The organism is Gilliamella sp. B2889 (genome assembly GCF_026536885.1).
GTDB classification, from domain to species: Bacteria; Pseudomonadota; Gammaproteobacteria; order Enterobacterales; family Orbaceae; genus Gilliamella; species Gilliamella apicola_E.
Map to the genome: position 1 here is coordinate 26,256 of NZ_JAFNNF010000006.1, position 24,265 is coordinate 50,520.

General features: G+C 36.2%; 20 protein-coding genes. 7 read left to right on the forward strand and 13 right to left on the reverse strand.

Features of this window, described 5'->3' with window-relative positions; translation table 11 throughout:
- From J3U09_RS09460 to pgk, 11 genes are all read right to left on the reverse strand, one after another.
- On the reverse strand, nucleotides 1-927 hold the full coding sequence (locus tag J3U09_RS09460; protein ID WP_267358020.1) for a TPM domain-containing protein: 927 nt from the start codon (nucleotides 925-927) through the stop codon (nucleotides 1-3).
- A 370-nt stretch (nucleotides 928-1,297) separates the two neighbouring features.
- Entirely contained in the window at nucleotides 1,298-1,894 is a 597-nt protein-coding gene (locus tag J3U09_RS09465; RefSeq protein ID WP_065561819.1) for a LemA family protein, read from the reverse strand.
- Between the two features lie 436 nt (nucleotides 1,895-2,330).
- On the reverse strand, nucleotides 2,331-2,642 hold the full coding sequence (locus J3U09_RS09470) for an antibiotic biosynthesis monooxygenase family protein (RefSeq protein WP_065735208.1): 312 nt from the start codon (nucleotides 2,640-2,642) through the stop codon (nucleotides 2,331-2,333).
- A gap of 80 nt (nucleotides 2,643-2,722) precedes the next feature.
- Nucleotides 2,723-6,940, reverse strand: a complete 4,218-nt coding sequence (gene rpoC / locus J3U09_RS09475) for a DNA-directed RNA polymerase subunit beta' (protein ID WP_065561817.1) — start codon at nucleotides 6,938-6,940, stop codon at nucleotides 2,723-2,725.
- Between the two features lie 90 nt (nucleotides 6,941-7,030).
- Nucleotides 7,031-11,059, reverse strand: a complete 4,029-nt coding sequence (gene rpoB, locus J3U09_RS09480) for a DNA-directed RNA polymerase subunit beta (protein ID WP_267331018.1) — start codon at nucleotides 11,057-11,059, stop codon at nucleotides 7,031-7,033.
- A gap of 243 nt (nucleotides 11,060-11,302) precedes the next feature.
- Nucleotides 11,303-11,671, reverse strand: a complete 369-nt coding sequence (gene rplL, locus J3U09_RS09485; protein WP_065561815.1) for a 50S ribosomal protein L7/L12 — start codon at nucleotides 11,669-11,671, stop codon at nucleotides 11,303-11,305.
- Nucleotides 11,672-11,729: 58 nt separating this feature from the next.
- Nucleotides 11,730-12,227 carry a 50S ribosomal protein L10 gene (gene rplJ, locus J3U09_RS09490; protein ID WP_065561814.1) on the reverse strand — a complete coding sequence of 166 codons (498 nt, stop codon included), beginning with the start codon at nucleotides 12,225-12,227 and terminating at the stop codon, nucleotides 11,730-11,732.
- A 223-nt stretch (nucleotides 12,228-12,450) separates the two neighbouring features.
- Nucleotides 12,451-13,152: a 50S ribosomal protein L1 gene (gene rplA, locus J3U09_RS09495; protein WP_065561813.1), complete on the reverse strand. Its 702-nt coding sequence runs from the start codon at nucleotides 13,150-13,152 to the stop codon at nucleotides 12,451-12,453.
- 3 nt (nucleotides 13,153-13,155) lie between these two features.
- Complete coding sequence (rplK, locus tag J3U09_RS09500; RefSeq protein ID WP_034884321.1) at nucleotides 13,156-13,584, reverse strand: 50S ribosomal protein L11; 429 nt, start codon at nucleotides 13,582-13,584, stop codon at nucleotides 13,156-13,158.
- 169 nt (nucleotides 13,585-13,753) lie between these two features.
- Nucleotides 13,754-14,833 (reverse strand): class II fructose-bisphosphate aldolase, encoded by a 1,080-nt coding sequence (gene fbaA, locus J3U09_RS09505; RefSeq protein WP_065561812.1) that lies wholly within the window; start codon nucleotides 14,831-14,833, stop codon nucleotides 13,754-13,756.
- Nucleotides 14,834-14,906: 73 nt separating this feature from the next.
- A complete protein-coding gene (gene pgk, locus J3U09_RS09510) occupies nucleotides 14,907-16,070 on the reverse strand; it encodes a phosphoglycerate kinase (RefSeq protein WP_065561811.1) in 1,164 nt (387 codons plus the stop codon).
- 229 nt (nucleotides 16,071-16,299) lie between these two features.
- Between pgk and rpsT the strand changes: the two genes are divergently transcribed.
- From rpsT to dtd, 4 genes are all read left to right on the forward strand, one after another.
- Nucleotides 16,300-16,563, forward strand: a complete 264-nt coding sequence (gene rpsT, locus J3U09_RS09515) for a 30S ribosomal protein S20 (protein WP_025316521.1) — start codon at nucleotides 16,300-16,302, stop codon at nucleotides 16,561-16,563.
- Between the two features lie 117 nt (nucleotides 16,564-16,680).
- Nucleotides 16,681-17,265 (forward strand): SPOR domain-containing protein, encoded by a 585-nt coding sequence (locus tag J3U09_RS09520; protein WP_267332370.1) that lies wholly within the window; start codon nucleotides 16,681-16,683, stop codon nucleotides 17,263-17,265.
- A 12-nt stretch (nucleotides 17,266-17,277) separates the two neighbouring features.
- A complete protein-coding gene (locus J3U09_RS09525) occupies nucleotides 17,278-18,111 on the forward strand; it encodes a virulence factor BrkB family protein (RefSeq protein ID WP_065735210.1) in 834 nt (277 codons plus the stop codon).
- A gap of 17 nt (nucleotides 18,112-18,128) precedes the next feature.
- Nucleotides 18,129-18,563 carry a D-aminoacyl-tRNA deacylase gene (gene dtd, locus J3U09_RS09530; protein ID WP_065561808.1) on the forward strand — a complete coding sequence of 145 codons (435 nt, stop codon included), beginning with the start codon at nucleotides 18,129-18,131 and terminating at the stop codon, nucleotides 18,561-18,563.
- A 3-nt stretch (nucleotides 18,564-18,566) separates the two neighbouring features.
- Here dtd and J3U09_RS09535 read toward each other — a convergent pair whose 3' ends face one another.
- Nucleotides 18,567-19,934: a histidine-type phosphatase gene (locus J3U09_RS09535; RefSeq protein ID WP_267358022.1), complete on the reverse strand. Its 1,368-nt coding sequence runs from the start codon at nucleotides 19,932-19,934 to the stop codon at nucleotides 18,567-18,569.
- Between the two features lie 185 nt (nucleotides 19,935-20,119).
- On the opposite strand from J3U09_RS09535, the gene dauA reads away from it, so the two are divergent.
- Complete coding sequence (gene dauA, locus J3U09_RS09540) at nucleotides 20,120-21,793, forward strand: C4-dicarboxylic acid transporter DauA (protein ID WP_267358024.1); 1,674 nt, start codon at nucleotides 20,120-20,122, stop codon at nucleotides 21,791-21,793.
- Nucleotides 21,794-21,969: 176 nt separating this feature from the next.
- Nucleotides 21,970-22,521, forward strand: a complete 552-nt coding sequence (locus J3U09_RS09545) for an HdeD family acid-resistance protein (RefSeq protein ID WP_065561805.1) — start codon at nucleotides 21,970-21,972, stop codon at nucleotides 22,519-22,521.
- Between the two features lie 81 nt (nucleotides 22,522-22,602).
- On the opposite strand, the gene rsgA is transcribed toward J3U09_RS09545, so the two are convergent.
- Nucleotides 22,603-23,628 carry a small ribosomal subunit biogenesis GTPase RsgA gene (gene rsgA, locus J3U09_RS09550; protein ID WP_267332375.1) on the reverse strand — a complete coding sequence of 342 codons (1,026 nt, stop codon included), beginning with the start codon at nucleotides 23,626-23,628 and terminating at the stop codon, nucleotides 22,603-22,605.
- 81 nt (nucleotides 23,629-23,709) lie between these two features.
- Between rsgA and orn the strand changes: the two genes are divergently transcribed.
- Nucleotides 23,710-24,264, forward strand: a complete 555-nt coding sequence (gene orn, locus J3U09_RS09555; protein WP_416379918.1) for an oligoribonuclease — start codon at nucleotides 23,710-23,712, stop codon at nucleotides 24,262-24,264.
- Nucleotide 24,265 lies beyond the last annotated feature (1 nt).

Genomic DNA, 24,265 nt, shown 5'->3' on the forward strand with positions numbered 1-24,265 from the left:
TTACCAACGACCAGATGCACCGCCACCACCACTGCGGCCGCCGCCTCCGCCGGATCGGGAACTACTACTCGAATGGCTATATGAAGATCGGCTACTACTGCCACTCCCGCTACGACTTCTTCTAGTGCCGTTTTTAAAACTGATAGCGATGAATAACAAGTTAGCAACTACATAATTTATACCAAAAATAAAAACGACATCGATTAGATATAAGTAACCAAAACCATGAACACACCAAGTTACAATTAGGATAAATAAACTATTTGATAGTGATGTGATGATAATGCGTTTAAATACATTTTTTTCGAATTTAACCGTGAAGGCTAAACAAACAAAAAAGGAAAACACTTTCCAGCTTTGTTGAATAATCCAGTTAAACAACATATCTAACATTTCACTTAACCCAATTCTATGATTATTCTGGGTTTGTTTATCTGGATGAATTTCATTACCTATTGTGACATCTTTTAATACCGAAATTGCATCATTAATACCTTGATAATAATTATTTTGCTTAAATTGTGGGGCTAACTGTTCCCGAATGATGTGGCTAGCAACTAAATCAGTTACAATGCCTTCAAGCCCATACCCCACTTCAATACGCATCTGTCGGTCGTCTTTTACTACTAACAATAAAATACCATTATCCAGCCCTTTTCTTCCAATTTTCCATTGGTTAAAAACTCTCTGCGCGTACTGCTCTATGGTTTCGTTGTCGAGTTTTGCGATCATCAAAACCGCTATTTGCGCCCCATCAGTTTTCGAGTGTTCAAATTGAATTAGGCATGATTCTAAAGACTTGACTTGCGATGCACTTAAAGTATTGGTTGTATCGATAATATGGTTATTAAAAGCAGGAATTTCAGTCAAACCATAACTAAACCAACTAAGCATTAACAACATACTAAAGAAAACATATTTTTTCATTATATTTTGACCAAAATGACCTGCAATAGAATAATATTATTACTTTTAAAAAACGCATATCAAAAGCTAATTGACTCTATTTTAGGTTTAAGTAGTATAAGACATCAATAGGTAGAAATGACTATTATATAGCCAGATAACAATTTTGCTATTAACAGTTGCTTTTTTTATCGTGTTTTGCTGCCATAGAAATTTGGCACTATTTGTCTTATATTGGGGTAACTCAATAGAGCTTTATTGTACAATATTTCTATGTGATCGAGTTAAGGTATGGTCATAACTCGATCTTAAAGGAAGAGAATTTCAGTTGTTCGATACCAACTGTTGATTAACAGAAAACTTAACGCTCAATATTTTTTGACAATTATATTTATTGAAAGTTAACTGCGGGCGCATTTGAAATTTCTTTTTCATTATCAACCGTAAATTGCTGTTTAGGTTCTACACCTATAAAGCCAGCAATCCACTTATTTGGTATTTTTCGGATATAAATATTAAACGATTGAACTGCTTGTATATATCGTCCTCGGGCAACTGCGATGCGATTTTCAGTGCCTTCTAACTGGCTCATAAGATCCTGAAAAAGTGAACTGGCTTTAAGATCTGGATAGTTTTCACTGACAGCAATTAAGTGACTTAAGGCAGTACTTAATTCTGATTGCGCTTGTTGGAATTTAGCAAATAAAGCCGGATCAGTTAGCTGATCAGCATTAATTTGAATTGAGCCAACTTTACTTCTTGCTTCGGTCACTTGAGTTAATACTTCTTTTTCGTGTGTAGTATAACCTTTAACCGTATTAACTAAACTTGGAGTTAAATCAGCCCGACGCTTATATTGATTGACAACTTCTGACCATGCAGCTGCTACACCTTCGTCACGGGTTTGGATATCATTGTATCGACTAAAACAAAAAAATGCTCCAACAATAATTAATACCAAAACACATAATAGAAATTTTGATTTCATTGTATATTCCTATAAATAGTTGAATTTATGGATAGCTTAACAAATGAATACATCAAAAAATAGAATTAAAATAAGCTATCTGCGATTTTTAAACACTTATTTATACCTCAAGTTTAAATCTCACTAACAAATTTATACCGATATTTCGATAAAAAGAACAAGCTCTGAAAAAAACAAGGAATGTAAGTTATCAATCTGTGGACTCACTTATATTGAATTGGCTATATTGCAAATTAATGTCGGCTTAATCCACACCGTTTAAGATAATTTACTCAATATTATTATAGCCATTTTTATAATGCATGCTATGTATAATCCTAATTTACGCATAAAAAATATACCGCTTATTTTTATTCTTGATCATAAAACTTTTATTAATGATGATTTAGGTAGATTTTACCAATTTATAATAAGCGGTTTATTATTTGATAATTATTTATAATACACTTTCAAAGCATTCTAACTGTGCTGGCTCATAGTAAATATCGTTATTATTTGGTCTATTTCCGGTATTACGATGAGTATGTTTGAATTGTTCTGAGTTTACCCAAGCGTCGAAATCGGCTTTTGATTCCCACTCAGCAAATGATGAAAATAACGTATAATTTTCCTCGGTTTTCCCCTTCAAAAAATAAAAACGATTAAAGCCTTTCATTTCTTTTAAATGGGTATCTCGATTACGCCATATTTCAATAAAAGCCTCTTCACTACCTCGTTTTACTTTAAATCGGTTCATGACAATATACATATCAAAACTCCTTTTTTTAAATACACATAAAAAAATAGCACGTGCTTACACGTGCTATTTTAATAACTTAGTCCTACTGACTATTGATTTTCTTCTGCAGAATTGAGTAATTCTGCTAAGTTAGCTGTTGCTTCTTCAGCTGAAACAGTTGGTTGAATTTCATCATCAATAGGCATTGTACGTTTACGCAAACGTTCTTTATGATAAGCATAACCAGTACCAGCTGGAATTAAGCGACCAACAATAACGTTTTCTTTCAAGCCACGAAGCTCATCATTTTTACCAGCAACTGCTGCTTCAGTTAAGACGCGAGTCGTTTCTTGGAACGATGCCGCAGAAATAAATGATTCAGTAGTAAGTGATGCTTTAGTAATACCAAGCAGATCATGCAAGTAAACAATTGGCTCTTTACCTTGTGCCTCAAGCTCACGATTAATAATCTTCAAGCGTGAAACTTCAAGTTGTTCGCCGTCAAGTAAACGAGAACCACCCGGATGAATAACTGTCGCTTTACGTAACATCTGACGAACAATAACTTCAATATGTTTATCATTGATTTTTACACCTTGTAAGCGATAAACTTCTTGAACTTCGTTAACGATGTAACGTGTCACTGCATTAACACCACGTAAACGTAAAATGTCATGTGCAGATTCTGGACCGTCAGAAATCACATCACCACGTCCAACTTGTTCGCCTTCAAATACGTTGAGTTGACGCCATTTTGGAATCATCTCTTCATATGGATCACTACCATCTAGTGGAGTGATAATTAAGCGACGTTTACCTTTGGTTTCTTTACCAAACGAGATAATACCATCGATTTCAGCAAGAATTGCTGGCTCTTTAGGTTTACGTGCTTCAAATAAGTCAGCAACGCGTGGTAAACCACCGGTAATATCTTTAGTACCAACCGATGCTTGTGGAATACGTGCAAGTGTATCACCCACATTGATTTCAGCACCATCTTCTAATTGTACTAATGCTTTACCTGGTAAGAAATATTGAGCAAGCATCTCTGTACCTGCAACATAAATATCTTTACCTTTAGCATCAACAATCTTGATTGCTGGACGTAAATCTTTACCAACACCTGTTCGTTCAGCGACATCTAAAATAACAATTGATGATAAACCTGTTAATTCGTCGGTTTGACGGGTGATAGTTTGACCATCAACCATATCAACAAATTTAACAAAGCCTTTCGCTTCAGAGATAACTGGCATGGTATGTGGATCCCAGTTAGCAACTGTTTCACCGGCATCAACCGCTGCACCATTACCTTTAGTTAGAATCGAACCATAAGGAACTTTATAAGTTTCTTTCATTCGACCTAATTCATCGATAATCGTTAATTCAGCATTACGAGATGTAATAACCAGTTTCTTATCTGGGTTAGTTACAAATTTAGCATTAGATAATTTGATGCTACCTTTGTTTTTAACTTGAACACTTGATTCTGCTGCTGCTCGTGATGCCGCACCACCGATATGGAACGTACGCATGGTTAACTGTGTACCTGGCTCACCGATTGATTGAGCAGCGATAACACCGATTGCTTCACCTTTATTTACTAGGTGACCACGGGCTAAGTCACGACCATAACATTTCGCACAAACACCAAAGTCAGTATCACACGAAACAACTGAACGAACTTTAACGCTATCTACAGATTCTTCTTCAAGTAAATCACAATAGTTTTCATCAAGTAGTGTATTACGAGGAATTAAAATATCCGCACTACCTGGTTTCAATACATCTTCCGCGGTTACACGACCTAATACACGTTCACGAAGTGGCTCTTTAACATCTCCACCTTCGATAACTGGTGTCATCACTACGCCTTCTAACGTACCACAGTCATCTTCAATAACGACTAGATCTTGAGCTACGTCAACTAAACGGCGAGTTAAGTAACCTGAGTTCGCAGTTTTTAATGCGGTATCGGCAAGACCTTTACGCGCACCATGGGTCGAGATAAAGTACTGAAGAACGTTTAACCCTTCACGGAAGTTTGCCGTAATTGGTGTTTCGATGATTGAACCATCCGGTTTTGCCATCAAGCCACGCATACCAGCTAACTGACGGATCTGAGCTGCAGAACCCCGCGCACCAGAGTCGGCCATCATATAGATGCTGTTAAATGAAGATTGAACTTCTTCTTTACCTTCATGATTGATCACTTTTTCAGTTGATAAGTTATCCATCATCGCTTTAGCAACACGTTCATTGGCTGCTGCCCAGATATCGATAACTTTGTTATAGCGTTCACCAGCGGTAACTAAACCTGATTGGAACTGTTCTTGAATTTCAGCAACTTCAATTTCAGCTTCATTGATGATTTGTAATTTTTTAGCTGGAATTTCCATATCATCAATACCAACCGATACACCAGAACGTGCTGCATAAGCAAATCCGGTATACATTACTTGGTCAGCCAAGATAACAGTTTCTTTCATGCCTAATTGGCGATAACAAATATTTAAAATTCGTGAAATCGCCTTTTTACCAAGTGGTTGATTGATGACAGAGAAGCTCATACCTTTAGGCATAATTAACCATAAGATAGCACGACCAACTGTAGTATCAACCACAGAAGTTGTATCTTCCCACTCACCAATACTATTACGGTGGCTTTCAGTAATACGTACTTTAACTTTAGCATGTAGCTCAACAAGACCTAAGCGATACAGTTTTTCTGCTTCTTTAGGTCCGGTTAAAATCATGCCTTCACCTTTCGCATTAACTTTATCACGAGTCATGTAGTAAAGACCTAATACCACGTCCTGAGAAGGAACAATGATAGGCTCACCACTCGCAGGCGAAAGAATGTTGTTGGTTGACATCATTAACGCACGCGCTTCTAATTGCGCTTCTAACGTTAATGGTACGTGAACCGCCATTTGGTCACCATCGAAGTCAGCATTGAATGCCGCACAAACTAATGGATGTAATTGGATCGCTTTACCTTCAATTAGGATAGGTTCAAATGCCTGAATACCTAATCGGTGAAGTGTTGGTGCACGGTTTAGTAATACCGGATGCTCACGAATAACTTCATCTAAGATATCCCAAACAATTGCATCTTCACGTTCAACCATTTTCTTGGCTGCTTTAATGGTAGTTGCATAACCACGACGCTCTAATTTACCGTAAATAAATGGTTTGAATAATTCAAGTGCCATTTTCTTCGGTAAACCACATTGATGTAATCGTAAGTATGGACCTACAGTGATTACTGAACGACCTGAGTAGTCAACACGTTTACCTAATAAGTTTTGACGGAAACGACCTTGCTTACCTTTAATCATATCGGCAAGTGATTTTAATGGACGTTTGTTTGAACCGGTAATAGCACGACCACGGCGACCATTATCTAATAATGCGTCAACAGATTCTTGTAACATACGTTTTTCGTTACGTACGATAATATCTGGCGCTGCCAAATCTAATAAACGTTTTAAACGATTATTACGGTTAATCACTCGACGATATAGATCGTTCAAATCTGATGTTGCAAAACGTCCGCCATCTAGTGGTACTAATGGACGTAAATCGGGTGGCAACACAGGTAATACGTTTAAGATCATCCATTCTGGTTTATTTTCTGATTGAATGAATGCTTCAATAATCTTAATACGTTTAGTCAGTTTTTTACGCTTAGTTTCAGAATTGGTAGTTTCAAGCTCATCACGTAGTGCTTCACATTCAGCTTGCACATCGATATTACGTAGTAATTCTTGAATTGCTTCGGCACCCATACGAGCATCGAATTCATCACCAAACTCTTCTAACGCATCTAAATATTGTTCTTCTGTTAAAATTTGACCGCGTTCTAAGTTTGTCATTCCGCCGTCAAGAACCATAAATGATTCAAAATAAAGCACACGTTCAATGTCACGAAGTGGCATATCTAATAATAGACCAATACGTGATGGTAATGATTTTAAAAACCAGATATGTGCAGTAGGTGATGCGAGCTCAATATGCCCCATACGCTCACGACGTACTTTGGCTTGAGTAACTTCAACACCACATTTTTCACAGATCACACCACGGTGTTTTAAACGTTTATATTTTCCACATAAACATTCATAATCTTTTACTGGTCCAAAAATACGAGCACAAAACAATCCGTCACGTTCCGGTTTGAACGTACGATAGTTAATTGTTTCAGGTTTTTTAACTTCACCAAAAGACCATGAACGAATCATATCAGGAGAGGCAAGGCCTATCTTGATAGCATCAAAATCTTCAGTTTTAGTTTGTGCTTTTAGAAACTTTAGTAAGTCTTTCACAATTGACTCCTATGGAGTTAAACCAATTAGATAACTTATCATTGCTGATAAGTTATCCCTATAAATAGAAATCATTTCAGTTAGTTAAGATTACTCTTCATCTAACTCGATATTAATACCTAACGAACGAATCTCTTTTAATAATACATTAAATGATTCTGGAATCGCAGGCTCCATACGATGATCACCATCTACAATATTTTTATACATCTTAGTACGACCATTCACATCATCTGATTTAACAGTTAACATTTCTTGTAGAGTATAAGCAGCACCATATGCTTCAAGTGCCCATACTTCCATCTCACCGAAACGTTGACCACCAAATTGAGCTTTACCACCCAATGGTTGTTGTGTAACCAGACTATATGAACCTGTAGAACGCGCATGCATCTTATCATCAACTAAGTGATTCAATTTCAGCATATACATGTAACCTACAGTTACTGGACGTTCAAATTGCTCACCTGTACGACCATCAAACAATGTAATTTGACCTGACGTTGGCAAATCACCAAGTTCAAGTAATGCTTTGATTTCTTGCTCTTTTGCACCATCAAAGACTGGCGTTGCAAGAGGCATACCATTACGTAAGTTTTGTGCCAATGTCATCACTTCTTGGTCAGTAAATTCAGCAACATTAACTTTCTGTGCTGCCCCTAAACCAAGGTCATAAGCTTTCTGAATGAAATCACGTAATTTAGCTAACTCTTGCTGTTCTTTTAGCATTGCATCGATCTTCTGACCAATACCTTTTGCCGCCATACCTAAGTGAGTTTCTAAAATCTGACCGATGTTCATACGAGACGGAACACCAAGTGGATTCAATACGATATCAACTGGACGTCCTTTATCATCATATGGCATATCTTCAATTGGGTTGATTTTAGAGATAACCCCTTTGTTACCATGGCGCCCCGCCATCTTATCACCAGGCTGAATTTGACGTTTAACTGCTAAGTAAACTTTAACAATTTTGAGAACTCCAGGTTGTAAATCATCACCTTGAGTAATCTTCATTCGTTTAGCTTCAAGCTTCTTATTAAATTCAGCTTTGATTTCATCATGTTGTTCAGCAAGTTGTTCTAATTGAGCTTGCTTACTTTCATTAGAAATACCAATGGTTAACCATTTTTCACGTGGTAAAGCATCTAATTTGTCTGCTTTAATACCACCAGAAATTAATACATCACGGATACGAGCAAACAATGCTGCTTCTAAAATTTTAAGTTCTTCAGTTAAGTCTTTTCTTACTTGCTTGAGTTGCATCTCTTCAATTTCAAGTGCACGTTTGTCTTTTTGTACACCATCACGAGTGAAGACTTGCACATCAATAACCGTACCTGAAACACCATTTGGTACACGTAATGAAGTATCTTTAACATCAGATGCTTTTTCACCGAAAATAGCACGTAGTAATTTCTCTTCTGGTGTTAATTGCGTTTCGCCTTTAGGCGTTACTTTACCAACAAGAATATCACCACCTTTTACTTCAGCGCCGATATAAACAATACCAGACTCATCAAGTTTAGAAAGTGCTGCTTCACCCACATTTGGAATATCAGCAGTAATTTCTTCAGCACCAAGTTTAGTATCACGAGATACACAAGATAGTTCTTGAATATGAATCGAAGTGAAACGATCATCTTGTACCACTTTTTCAGAGACTAAAATAGAATCCTCAAAGTTATAACCGTTCCATGGCATAAATGCCACGCGCATATTTTGACCAAGTGCTAACTCACCTAAATCCGTTGATGGGCCGTCTGCAAGTACATCGCCACGCTCAACTTTTTCACCTAATTCCACGCATGGAATTTGGTTAATACAAGTATTTTGGTTAGAACGGGTATATTTAGTTAAGTTGTAAATATCAATACCTGTTTCACCGGCATACATTTCATCATCGTTAACGTTAATAACAATACGTGAAGCATCAACATATTGTACTGTACCGCCACGACGAGCAACCGCAGTTACACCTGAGTCAACCGCAACCGCACGTTCCATACCAGTACCAACAAAAGGTTTTTCTGCTTTTAATGTTGGTACAGCTTGACGTTGCATGTTCGCACCCATCAAGGCACGGTTCGCATCATCATGCTCAAGGAATGGGATTAATGAAGCACCAACAGAAACGATTTGTTGTGTTGATACGTCCATATAATGAACTTGTTCCGGGCTATATAAACCAGATTCACCATTTAAACGGCAAGTCACTAAATCTTCTTTAAAGCGACCATCGTCATCAAGATTTGAGTTAGCCTGAGCTATAACAAACTCACTTTCATCGATTGCTGATAAATAGTTAATCTCATCAGTCACAACACCGTCAATCACTCGACGATATGGCGTTTCTAAGAATCCATACTCATTGGTACGTGAATAAACCGCTAATGAGTTAATCAAACCGATGTTTGGACCTTCCGGCGTTTCAATCGGACATACACGACCATAATGTGTAGGATGTACGTCACGCACTTCAAAGCCTGCACGTTCACGAGTTAAACCACCTGGACCTAATGCAGAAATACGACGTTTGTGAGTAATTTCAGATAATGGATTGTTTTGATCCATAAACTGAGATAATTGGCTAGAACCAAAGAACTCACGAATTGCCGCTGAAATTGGTTTAGCATTGATCATATCTTGTGGCATTAATGAATCAAGATCACCTAAAGATAGACGCTCTTTTACAGCTCGTTCAACACGAACTAAACCAATACGGAATTGGTTTTCAGCCATTTCACCAACACTACGGATACGACGATTGCCTAAGTGATCGATATCATCAACTTCACCATGACCATTACGGATGCTGATTAATTTCTTCATTACATCAACGATATCAGCTTTTGTTAAAACACTTTCGCCTTCAATATCGTCTCGTCCTAAAGAACGATTGAACTTCATACGACCTACCGCTGATAAGTCATAACGTTCGTCGGAGAAGAATAGATTATCAAATAACGCTTCGGCTGCTTCTTTTGTTGGTGGCTCGCCTGGACGCATCATTCGATAAATTTCAACTAATGCACCTAATCGATCACGTGTTGAATCAACATTTAATGTTTCAGAAATAAATGGTCCATGATCTAAATCATTAGTGAATAATGTTTCAATTTTCTTATAACCAGCATTGGTTAATTCAAGTAATAGTTCTAAAGAAATTGGTGTATTGGCAAAAGCAATAACCTCACCAGTTTCTTCATCAACATAATTTTTTGCTAAAACTTTATTTACAATATATTCAACTGGAACGTCGATTTTAGTTACTTTATCTTTTTCAAGCTCACGAATATGACGAGCTGTAATACGACGACCTTTTTCTGCGTAAACTTTGCCTTTAGATTCGATATCAAATAGCGCTGTTTCACCACGTAAACGCTCTGGCACAAGTTCCATTTTTAATTTTGATTTGCCTACTTCGAAAATAGTTTTTTCGAAGAACATATCTAAAATTTCTTCAGTTTCATAACCTAACGCACGTAAAATAATTGTTGCTGGAAGTTTACGACGACGGTCGATACGAGCAAAAAGATTATCTTTTGGATCAAATTCGAAATCAAGCCAAGAGCCACGATAAGGAATAATCCGAGCATTATATAAAACTTTACCAGAAGAGTGCGTTTTACCTTTATCACTGTCAAAGAACACACCTGGACTACGATGTAATTGTGAAACGATAACACGTTCAGTACCGTTAATCACAAAAGTACCATTGTCCGTCATTAAAGGGATTTCGCCCATATAGACGTCTTGCTCTTTAATATCTTTAACTGTTCCTTCTGGCGCATCTTTATCATAAATAACTAAACGTAATTTAACGCGCAATGGTGCTGAGTAAGTGATCCCTCTGATTTGACATTCTTTTACATCAAACACAGGTTCGCCCATTTTAAAGCTTACGTATTGTAACTCAGCGCTACCACTATAACTTTTTATCGGAAATATTGAACGGAATGCGGCTTCTAAGCCATATTGACCTTCTGGGTCTTGCTCAATAAACTTCTGGAACGAATCAAGTTGAATAGAAAGAAGATACGGTATATCCAAGACTTGTGGACGCTTACCAAAATTCTTACGAATTCGTTTTTTCTCGGTATAAGAGTAAACCATTAGTTCCTCAACTTGCTTATCTGCTATTTTAGCATGATTAAATATTCATCAGGGTACTACGAAATGATAACGCCTGACACCTCATCGAAAATATCTATAAATATCAATTGATTAGGCTTAATAAATATATTATTTCTTTATTACTTTTTATTGATAATCTTCAAATAAAATTATTTGACTTATTACAGCGCAAAAAGGCTGGAGGTATAAAACCCCCAGCCGTTTAGCTTGCTATTGATAAACTTACTTAAGTTCGACAACTGCACCAGATTCTTCAAGTGCCTTTTTAAGTTCATCTGCGTCAGCTTTGCTAACACCTTCTTTAACTGTTGCTGGAGCTGATTCAACAAGGTCTTTTGCTTCTTTTAAGCCTAAGCCTGTTGCACCACGAACTGCTTTGATAACAGCTACTTTGTTAGCGCCAACATCTTTTAAGATTACATCAAATTCAGATTTTTCTTCAGCTGATTCAGCTGGACCAGCTGCTGCAACTGCTACAGCTGCTGCTGCAGAAACGCCAAATTTTTCTTCCATCATTGATACAAGTTCAACAACATCCATTACAGACATTTCTGCAACTGCATCTAAAATTTGTTCTTTAGTGATAGACATAATATAGTTTCCCAAATTTACATTTTTTTAATTAATAAAATTCACAATCACAGCGCTATTAAGCAGCTTGTTTTTGATCGCGAACCGCTGCAAGAGTACGAACCAATTTGCCAGCTGCGGCTTCTTTCATGGTTGACATCAAGCGAGCTAATGCTTCTTCATAAGTAGGTAATGTTGCTAAGCGATCAATGTTCGCTGCAGTAATTAACTCACCTTCAAAGGCTGCGGCTTTAATCTCAAAATTATCATTTTCTTTTGCAAACGCTTTAAAAATACGCGCAGCAGCACCTGGGTGCTCATTTGAAAATGCAATTAGAGTTGGACCAACAAACGAATCTTTTAAGCACTCGTATTGAGTTCCCTCAACAACACGGCGTAATAAGGTGTTACGAACAACACGCATATAAACACCAGCTTCACGAGCAGATTTACGTAATGCAGTCATGTTTTCTACAGTTACGCCACGAGAGTCAGCTACAACTGCAGATAGCGCACCTTTGGCGATTTCATTAACTTCAGCAACAATTTCTTGTTTATTTTGAAGATTTAGTGCCATTGGTATTGCTCCTGGATTAAACTAGGCAAAGCCTAGAATTATTTAAACTAACTACAAATGTAATTAGCACAATCACGATGAGCAGAATGCCTGTATTATATCTTATCAGGTTCTGTCACCGTCTACGTAGGAAGATTAAGTAATTAAATATCAATTACACCTACGGTCTTGGACGGGGTCTGGTTAAGGCCAGACACCAACCGATTCTTTGTTTAACAATTAATTAAACAGATGCATTTAAAGTTGCTTGGTCGATAGCAACACCAGCGCCCATTGTAGTAGAAAGACTAACTTTCTTCACAAATACACCTTTTGAAGATGCTGGTTTTGCACGTTTTAATGCAACAAGTAATGCTTCTAAATTCTCTTTAAGCTTATCTGCATCGAAATCAGCTTTACCGATAGTAGTATGGATAATACCATTTTTATCATTACGGTAACGGATTTGACCAGCTTTAGCGTTTTTCACTGCTTCAGCAACGTTAGGTGTTACAGTACCAACTTTAGGGTTTGGCATTAAACCACGTGGCCCTAAAATTTGACCTAATTGACCAACAACACGCATAGCGTCTGGAGATGCAATAACAACATCAAAGTCCATTTCGCCTTTTTTGATTTGATCCGCTAGATCATCCATACCAACTAATTCAGCACCAGCTTCTTTAGCGGCATCAGCGTTTGCACCTTGAGTAAATACAGCAACACGTACACTACGTCCGGTACCGTGAGGAAGAACGATAGCACCACGCACATTTTGATCTGATTTACGTGAATCAATACCTAAATTAACTGCAACATCAACGCTTTCAGTAAATTTAGCAGTAGCAAATTCTTTTAATAAAGCGATTGCTTCATTGATTTCATATTGTTTAGTCGCGTTTACTTTTTCGCGGATAAGTTTAGCTTTCTTAGATAATTTAGCCATGAATTAACCCTCCACTTCCAAGCCCATTGAACGAGCAGTACCTTCAATAGAACGCATCATCGTTTCAATAGTTGCACCATTCATATCAGCAGCTTTCAATTCAGCAATTTCACGAATTTGAGCGCTTGTTACTTTACCTACTTTTTTCTTATTAGGCTCACCAGAACCAGACTTTATTTTAGCTGCTTTCTTTAATAATACAGCCGCAGGAGGAGTCTTAGTTACAAAAGTAAATGAACGGTCAGAATATACTGTAATAACAACAGGAATAGGTAGACCTTTTTCCATGCTTTCTGTTTTAGCGTTAAATGCTTTACAGAATTCCATGATGTTAACACCATGTTGACCAAGTGCTGGACCAACTGGTGGACTAGGATTTGCTGCACCAGCTGCAACTTGCAACTTGATGTAGGCTTGTACTTTTTTTGCCATTTTAGTTTCCTTTTTCTCGGGTGCAAACGCTTCTATTAATCAATAGACAGCTCCCCTAAGTTAAATGAGGGCGAAATTATCCTACAACTAATACAAAAATGCAAGACTTTTTATTAGCGGATAAAATAAAAGCAGGAATAGCCCTGCTTTTATATAATAATGAATGATATTAAAGTACGTCGATCGCATTAAGTTCTTTAAATGCAAGTTCTAAACGGGCAACTAAAGATTCTTGACCTTTACGTAACCATACGCGTGGATCATAATATTTTTTATTTGGAGCATCAACGCCTTCAGGGTTACCTAATTGACCTTGAAGATAAGCTTCATTTGCTTTGTAATATTCTAAAACACCAGCCCAGTTTGCCCATTGCGTATCAGTATCGATGTTCATTTTAACAACACCGTAACTTACTGCTTCTGCAATTTCTTCAGGAGTAGAGCCAGAACCACCATGGAACACAAAGTTCAATGATTTAGCTGGTAAATTGAATTTCTCAGATACATATTTTTGAGAGTTATCTAAAATTTTTGGCGTTAATTTAACATTACCTGGTTTATAAACACCATGAACGTTACCGAATGAAGCTGCGATAGTGAAACGTGGGCTAATTGCACTTAAACGCTCATAAGCATAAGCAACATCTTCAGGTTGAGTATAAAGTGCTGAACTATCCATATGGCTATTGTCAACACCATCTTCTTCACCACCAGTACAACCAAGCTCTAATTCTAATGTCATTTTCATTGCTGACATACGAGCAAGATATTGACAACAAATATCAATATTATCTTTTAAAGATTCTTCTGAAAGATCGATCATGTGAGAAGAGAATAGAGGTTTACCCGTTTTAGCAAAGTGAGCTTCACCTGCGTCAAGTAATCCATCAACCCATGGAAGAAGTTTTTTAGCACAGTGGTCGGTATGAACGATAACTGGCACACCATATTTTTCAGCCATAAGGTGAACATGTTTAGCGCCAGAAATTGCACCTAAAACAGCAGTTTCTTGCCCATCTAATTTCAATCCTTTACCTGCGATGAATTGAGCACCACCATTAGAGAATTGAACGATAACAGCAGAACCAACTTTAGCCGCAGTTTCGATTACTGCATTAATTGTATTAGTGTCAACACAGTTAACAGCTGGTAATGCAAAATTATTTTCACGAGCAACTTGAAACACTTTTTGAACATCATCACCGGTTACAACACCAGGTTTAACGACATCAGAAATCTTTGTAGCCATTTTAATACCTATAGATTTATTTATATAAAAATTAAAGGATGAGTGATTGGCTCATCCTTCATATAGAAAATTATTACGCTTTTGCTCTCTCTTCTAGCATTGCAACAGCAGGAAGTTTTTTACCTTCTACAAACTCTAGGAAGGCACCACCACCAGTTGAAATATAAGAGATTTTATCTTCAATACCAAATAAATCAATTGCAGCTAATGTATCACCACCACCTGCGATTGAGAAACCTTGGCTGTCAGCAATTGCTTTAGCAACAATCTCGGTACCACGACGGAAATTAGGGAACTCAAATACGCCAACAGGGCCATTCCATAATATAGTTTTGGCTTTTTTGATAATGTCTGCTAATGCTTCAGCTGATTTATCACCTAAATCAAGAATTTGTTCATTCTCTTTTACATCAGCAACTGATTTTTCAGTAGCTGTCGCAGTTTCACTAAACTCTGTTGCTACACGAACATCAGTAGGAACTGGAATATGACAATTAGCCATTAATTTTTTTGCTTCAGGAATTAAATCAGCTTCATAAAGTGATTTACCCACATTATAGCCTTCAGCTGCGATGAATGTATTTGCGATACCACCACCAACAATAATTTGGTCAGCGATTTTTGATAAAGAATCAAGAACAGTCAATTTTGTTGATACTTTAGAACCAGCAACAATCGCAACCATTGGACGAGCTGGATTATCTAACGCTTTACCTAAAGCATCAAGTTCAGCTGCTAATAATGGACCGGCACAAGCAACTGGCGCAAATTTACCAGCTCCATGAGTTGAAGCTTGAGCACGGTGAGCAGTACCAAATGCATCCATTACATAGATATCACAAAGTGCTGCATATTTTTTAGATAAAGTTTCATCATCTTTACCTTCGCCTACATTAAAACGTACGTTTTCAAGAACAACTAGTTCGCCTTCCTTAACGTCAACACCGTTAAGATAATCTTTTACTAGACGAACAGGGAAAGAAACATGTTCTTTTAAATAATCAACCACTGGTTGTAGAGAGAACTCAGGGTTATATTCGCCTTCAGTTGGACGGCCAATATGAGAAGTAACCATTACTTTAGCGCCTTTTTTAATGGCTTCTTCAATAGTCGGTAATGATGCTTTAATTCGAGCATCAGAAGTAACCTTACCATTTTTGACCGGCACATTAAGATCTGAGCGAATAAATAAACGTTTCCCTTTTAGATCAAGATCTTGCATTCTAATGATAGACATGAGACTTCCTCTTTTAAATATAAAAACAATAAAATTTTTGCTATTCTAACATAAAATTTCTTTTTAGGTTACATCCATTATCGGTTATATAGTAAACATTTAGTAGAAATTAGTAATTTATACTATATAGGAAATTTTTTTATGTAACAGCATTGACAATAGAAAGAAAATCAGGCATATTTCCCCGCCTTATTAATATGTATTTTTTATCTAAACTTGGGAGTTGACTTTGGCTAATATCAAATCAGCTAAGAAGCGTGCGGTTCAGTCCGAAAAACGCCGTAAACATAATGCTAGTAACCGTTCAATGATGCGTACTTATATTAAAAAAGTTTACGCAGCTGTAGCAGCTGGTGATAAACAAACAGCTGAAGTAGCATTCAAAGACATGCAAGCAGTTGTTGACCGTCAAGCGGCTCGTGGTCTAATCCACAAAAACAAAGCAGCACGTCATAAAGCGAATTTAATTAAACAGATTAAAGCATTAGCTTAGTTTTCTAATCTGTTGACAATAGAGTTAAAGAAAATTGAAAAAAAGTGGTGTAAGCCACTTTTTTTATTTATATACTATTATTTAAATTTATGTGAATAAAAGAAAAGAGAGCGTATTGTGGTTCAGCGTGATTATGTAAGAAAAAAGAGCCAATCAAAAGGAAAAGCTAAAAAAAATAAGTCACGATTATTCCCATCTTTAATGATATTCCTTGCAATCATCATTATTATTTTGTTTTCTTCTATTCTATATTATCTTTCAACCAATTCTTCTGAAAAACCAGTTGAAAAACCAAAAGTCAAAACTGAATCACCAGCGATAACCCTGCCGGAAAAACCACAAGAACGCTGGACGTACCTTAAAGAATTGGAAACACCAAATGCTAGTAGTAACTCAAATAAAACAGCAAGTGAACGGCAACAAATATTAGATAGCTTTATGAATAACACCACGACCACATCGACTTTATCATCAAGTAATGATAATAATAAATGGTTACTACAATGTGGGGCTTTTAAAGATAAAACTAATGCAGATACATTAAAAGCATCTTTGGCAATGACCGGTATTAGTGGTAACATATCTTTAAGTCAGCAGTTATATCGAGTTACCGTTGGGCCTTATACAAATAAAGGTGATGTGCAAAAAGCATTAAACACTTTAAAAACGAATGGAATTAATAACTGTATTATTTCTAATTAAATAAGATATATTATGAATATACTTAAGCATATACAGACCTTTTTGGTAATGTTATGGTCTCGTATAAATCATGATCGTTTAACCTCATCCTCGGCAGAACTAGCTTATACGACAATACTTGCATTAGTCCCATTAATAACTGTTGTGTTTTCTTTACTTTCTGCGTTTCCTATGTTTAATGAAGTTAGCCAATCCTTAAAACAGCTCATTTATAGCAATCTTGTCCCTACTGCAAGTGACACCATTCAAAATTACCTAGAACAATTTATTGCCAATACAAAAAAAATGACATTTATTGGAATTATCGGTTTAATAGTAACATCACTACTACTTATTAATTCTATTAATAATGCACTAAACCGTATCTGGCAAACCAAACGCAAACGTTCATTCATGTATAACTTAACCATGTATTGGACAATTTTAACATTAGGTCCTATTTTAGTCGGCTCAAGTGTTGCAGTAAGTTCTTATATATTTTCTTTAAAATGGTTATCGAACGCTGCTAGTGGTGATCTCCTACTAAGTACTTTACCATTTATCATATCGGTTGTTGGATTTTGGTTGCTCTACAGCATTATTCCAACTGAATCAATTCCATTTAAAGAAGCAGCAATTGGTGCATTAGTTGCAGCAATATTATTCGAAATTGGTAAACGTGCTTTTGCGCTATATGTTACTTCTTTTCCGACTTATCAGCTCATTTATGGAGTAGTTTCCTCAATTCCGATTATGTTGGTTTGGATCTATTGCTCGTGGTGTATTGTTTTGTTTGGCGCCGAATTTGCAGCAACACTCGCTGACTATAATAAACAACAAAAAGCGCTATTAAAGCCCCAATCTTAACTGGAATAATATAAATTATGATTGCCTTAATCCAACGTGTAAAACAAGCATCGGTTTCTGTTGATAATCAAATTATTGGTCAAATCGATCAGGGATTACTTGTTTTACTCGGTGTTGAACAAGATGACAACGAGCAAAAAGCAATACGCTTGAGTGAAAAAGTACTCGGCTATCGTATTTTCAGTGATATTAATGACAAAATGAATCTCAATGTTCAGCAAATAAATGGAAAATTGTTGGTTGTTTCTCAATTCACCCTGGCCGCTGATACTCAAAAAGGTATGCGCCCAAGTTTCACAAAAGGTGCTCCACCCGATAAAGCTAATGAACTTTATCAATTTTTTGTTAGACAATGTCAGCAACAAATTGAGACACAAACTGGACAATTTGCCGCTGACATGCAGGTTTCTCTTATTAACGATGGACCCGTAACTTTTTGGCTACAAGTTTAAAAATTATTTTACTTTATTTAGCCATTCTAAAGATGTGTTATTATCAGTAAAACCTAGTTTACTCAGCTTATTTTCATAAAACTGTTTTACCTCGTCCCAACGGTAGTACGGATAATTATCGGTTTTCAATGGTAAATGCACTTCTCTTTCATTTAACATCACTTTGATTAATATGGGTTGATGGGGTTGATTGCTTTGGTAAAAAATCCATTGAATATTAGCGCCCATAGGAATAATTTTTTCTGCTTGCCAAACGAATGGATAATCCGCGACTGAGTTAACGGCAGTATAAGTGCCTTCAAGTTCAAGCAATGTTGCTAATGGCGAAATAGTTTCAGCATGAGCAAACCGTAAATTAGCATCAATATTTTTATCAGTTATTGCCTTATCAGCTGTTTTTAACATATCCAACAATAATGGCGCAGCAATTTTAATCTGGATACCATTCGAATCAAATGCTGGACCAATTTGTAAAAAATTTTTAGAAGTGACTACCGTGTCAAACCATAATAACTGATTTTTAGTGAAATATAGGCTAAAATCAAGATGATTATCAGCTAAAATTTCAGGAGAAAATGATAATAACTCCTGGTAAAGTTGATAAACTGCAATGACAAAATCTGCTGTTTTAATTGAAGATTTTTCAGGTAAAGAAATCCCAATATTCAACTCATTACAAAAGCCTTGAGTAAATATCAAACTTGCAACATTTTGACTCATCTCTACTGTTTTAGTCGAATTTTCTAGCGATTTTAAGGCATTTTTAACACTTTTACTCTTTTTATATTCTTTATAAGTCGGAGAATATTCAAAAAAACGTAATAGTGTTTGTTGATCTTCTGGTTGTTGATAAATATTGATATCAGAATAGTTATTTTTAAATGTTTTAATAAAAATTTCTGCTGTTTCTTTAGCTCTTGGTGAGGTTGATGATATCACTTCGATTTTTTGTCCTTTAAAAACCGTTGGGTTATTGGCTAACATGCGTTGACTAATTAAACTAATATCTTTTCGACCAAGATCAGTAAGCTGACCATAATGATTTTTATTCAATGCTTTAATACGAATAATTTGCCTTAATAATGATTTTCCCATTTCGGTTAATTGATTATTTTTATCAGCTAAAATTAATACGTTATAAGCAATATCTTCATATTTAGGTTTACTAATATAACGTGAACCATGCCGACCAATATGATCAATATAAAATGCTTGATATCCATCTGGTGCAGGAGTCTGTTGTTTATCATACTGATACGCGGTCTTTGAACCTGATGTTATCATTTCTGCAAAACTTAATGGTGAAAACATCAGTAAACTGATGACTAAGATTAAAAATTGGATAAAAAAAGATTGTTTTATAAAAGACATAATGGCTCCTACCTAATAATATAAGAGCAAAATAACAAGAGCGTGCTTTTAAAGCATTTTATACCATTAATCACATAATTTAACTGAAAATCATACAATTATTTTTAGAATACTCTTTCAATTTTTTAAAAAAAGATTATCTTATTAGCTACTTTTTATAACTCATTTAACTGCTTTAAAACATAATGAAATTATATGGCCTTTCTGGTATTAAAATAAGCTGTGCGTTTATATCTGCATGCATAAATACTCCTTACAACACAACTCGTTTTCTTAAAGATTTAATTGCCGGAATAACGGTTGGCATTATTGCTATCCCGCTTGCTATGGCTTTAGCTATTGCAAGTGGTGTTGCCCCTCAACATGGCCTTTATACCGCAATTATAGCAGGCTTCGTGATAGCTCTCACTGGAGGATCACGTTTTAGTGTTTCAGGCCCAACTGCAGCGTTTGTGGTCATTCTATATCCTGTTTCCATACAATTTGGCTTATCAGGTCTATTAATTGCCACTCTACTTTCAGGCATTTTTTTAATATTGATGGGTGTAATTCGTTTAGGTCGATTAATCGAATACATTCCTCTACCAGTGGTGCTAGGTTTTACTTCTGGTATTGCAATAACCATCGCCACCATGCAGATAAAAGATTTTTTTGGCTTAACGCTAGAACACATGCCAGAAAATTATGTTAATAAAGTTATTGAACTAGTTAAAGCTTTTCCAACCATTAATATCGCAGATACCTTTGTTGGTTTAGTTACACTGATTGTTTTAATCATGTGGCCAAAATTTCGAGTAAAAATATCTGGCCATTTACCGGCTTTAATTGCTGGCATACTAACCATGTTAGTATTCAATCAATTTGGCTATCAAATCGAAACAATCGGTTCACGATTCACTTATACATTAGCCGATAACACTGTTGGTCATGGTATTCCGCCTGTCTTACCAGAATTTATCTTACCATGGGAACATGCAAGTTTCACATGGAATTGGTCAACAATAACGGCTTTAATTCCAATCTCATTAACGATGGCTATGTTATGTGCGATTGAATCACTACTATGCGCAGTTGTATTAGATGAAATGACCCATACCAAACATCATTCAAATAGCGAACTGATTGGCCAAGGTTTAGGAAATATCATTGCGCCATTTTTTGGTGGCATTTCAGCAACAGCGGCTATTGCGCGTTCAGCGGCAAATGTCAAAGCGGGCGCAACATCGCCAATTGCCGCCGTATTGCATTCATTAATCGTATTATTGGCACTTATCTGTTTTGCCCCACTTTTATCATTTATTCCATTATCAGCTATGGCAGCATTATTATTAATTGTTGCATGGAATATGAGTGCCATTCAACGCGTTATCTACATTATTAAATGTGCACCTAAAGACGATATCATGATCATGCTTATTTGCATGTCCCTTACCGTATTATTCGACATGGTAATCGCTATTACGCTTGGAATTGTATTAGCCTCAATACTGTTTATGCGTCGTATTGCTAGTATGACTCGTTTGGTCGAATTGAACCAAAGCAATGAAAAGACGTTAGTGCTAAGAATTAATGGTCCATTATTCTTTGCGGCTGCTGAACGGACTTTTTTAGAGTTATACCAAAAAATCAATGGTTATCAACATATTGTTTTACAATGGGATGCGGTACCTATCCTAGATGCAGGAGGCTTAAATGCACTTATCCATTTTATTGATGAATTACCTGAGTCAGTTGATCTATCTATTTGCGAATTGCAATTCCAACCATTAAAAACCTTAGCTCGGGCGAGAATTGTACCTGTATCAAATAAATTAATGTTTTATTCAACTTTAGATGAAGCACTGAAAGATAAAATTTAATATCAAAATTGATTTTATTATATTGATTAAATATTATACTTAGTGAAAGTAAATCGTCCGAGTTTTCACTAAGTATTTTTTATCAGCTATGTACACTTCCCTTTTTCATATGAGTCAAGATTAACTCAGAAAGATGGTGTTCATTTAATACATTACATTAACAACAGGAAATAAATATGATAGCTAATGAAAACACTATTCAAAGTTTTAAACAAAAATCAAATTGGTTTATTATTATTGGTATAGTTTTAATTATTCTCGGTTGCTTGGCATTAGGGTATCAATTCATAGCCACCGTTTTTTCTGTTTATTTTATCGGTTCACTCCTTTTTATCGCAGGGATTATCCAAGTAATCCACTCTTTTAACATCAAAGGATTTGGCCAAACTGCTTTATGGGCAATCATGGGGATTTTATATATCTTCATTGGCGCTATGTCGTTTTTCCAACCGATCGCGGTCTCAAGCGCATTAACATTATTAATTTCTTTATTATTGACGATTAGTGGATTTACTCAAATTTTTGCTGCAATGAGCAACCGCAACATACCTCGTTGGGGATGGGTCGTCTTTTCTGGGGTGATTAACATCATTTTAGGACTTATGTTAATGGCAGGCTGGCCATATGATAGCGTTTGGGTATTAGGAATGTTTTTAGGTATAGATTTAGTTTTCCAAGGCTTTGCTTATATTGCAATTGGTTTTGCACTAAAAAATCATAGATCTTAAATTTCATTTTATTGCTCACAAGTCATGTTGTGAGCAATAAGCCTCAACAGTTCAAAAATAAAACCTTCTAACCAAAAGCAACTATTTATAACTTTTATTGGTTTTCGCTTTGACTTCGCGCATTGACTGTAATATTCGATGATAATTATCTAACCTTGATGGTGCAATCGCGCCTTGTGCAACAGCTTTCTGGAGTAAACATCCCGGTGTATCTAAGTGATTACAATCACGAAATTGGCAACCTCCTAAATAATCATCAAATTCAACAAAACCAGCAATAACTTGCTCTGGCTCTAAATGCCATAAACCAAACTCACGAATTCCTGGTGAATCAATGATATCCCCGCCATTAGGTAAATGATAAAGCCGAGTTGAAGTTGTGGTATGTTGGCCAAGCCCAGATATTTCAGATACTTCACCAGTTAGCGTAGCTTGGTTGTGAGGCAATAGTAAATTGATGATACTGGATTTACCGACACCTGATTGACCAACTAAAATAGAAATTTTACCATCTAAAACCTTCTGTAAAGGTTCAATACCTTGTTGTGACTGACATGAAACAAATAAAACCTGATAACCAATTTTAGTGTAAATAAGAAACTGTTGCTCAATTTCTTGTTTTTTTTGCTCATCAAGTAAATCAATTTTATTCAATACGATAATAGGTTTAATTTTCGTCGCCTCACAAGCGACTAAATACCGATCGATGATATTAAACGATAATTCAGGTAAAACGGCTGAAATAATAACAATTTGATCGACATTTGCTGCAACAGGCTTAACTCCATCATAAAAATCAGGCCGTACTAACTCGGAATGACGAGGATGAACTGCTTCAATAATACCATTAGTATTCGGTTCCAAACTCTCACGCCACAATACTTTATCCCCCGTCACTAATGACGGTAAAGTACGGCGAATACTACATCGATAAATAATCCCAGCATTATCTTCAACATCCGCTGATTTGCCAAACCTACTTACCACCACCCCATCACGAGGCGCAGAGAAATTTGATAGATTTTCATCCATCTTAGTTTCTAAACGTTGTTGATGCTTAGCGGCCATACGCCTTTTTTGATTTTTTGAAAGTTGATTTTTTGCCACGGTTGCTAATTTTTTTGGTCAAACAGTTTAGTACTTATGCTACACTACTCAGCATTAAAAAGAAAATTTATACCACAAATTATGACTACTCTATCAAATAATCTGATATGGATTGATCTGGAGATGACAGGCCTCAATCCAAATAGCGATCGCATTATCGAAATCGCAACTATTGTAACTGATTCTAATTTAAATATTCTCGCTGAAGGTCCAGTCATTGCTATTCATCAAACAGATGAACAACTTGCGCTTATGGATGATTGGAATCAAAAAACGCATGGCAAGTCAGGATTAATCGATCGTGTTCGTCAAAGTACGGTTACCGAACAACAAGCTGAACAACAAACTCTTGCGTTTTTAAAACAATGGGTTCCCGAAAACTGTTCACCAATCTGTGGTAATACGATTGGTCAAGACCGACGTTTTCTGTTCAATTATATGCCAAATCTAGAAAAGTATTTTCATTACCGTTATTTAGATGTCAGTACGATTAAAGAATTAGCCAGACGCTGGAAACCTGAAATATTAAAAGGTATCAGTAAACAGAGTTCTCACCAAGCGTTAGATGATATTCGCGACTCAATCGCCGAATTACTTTATTACCGAGAACACTTTTTCAATCTAACTAATGAGTAAT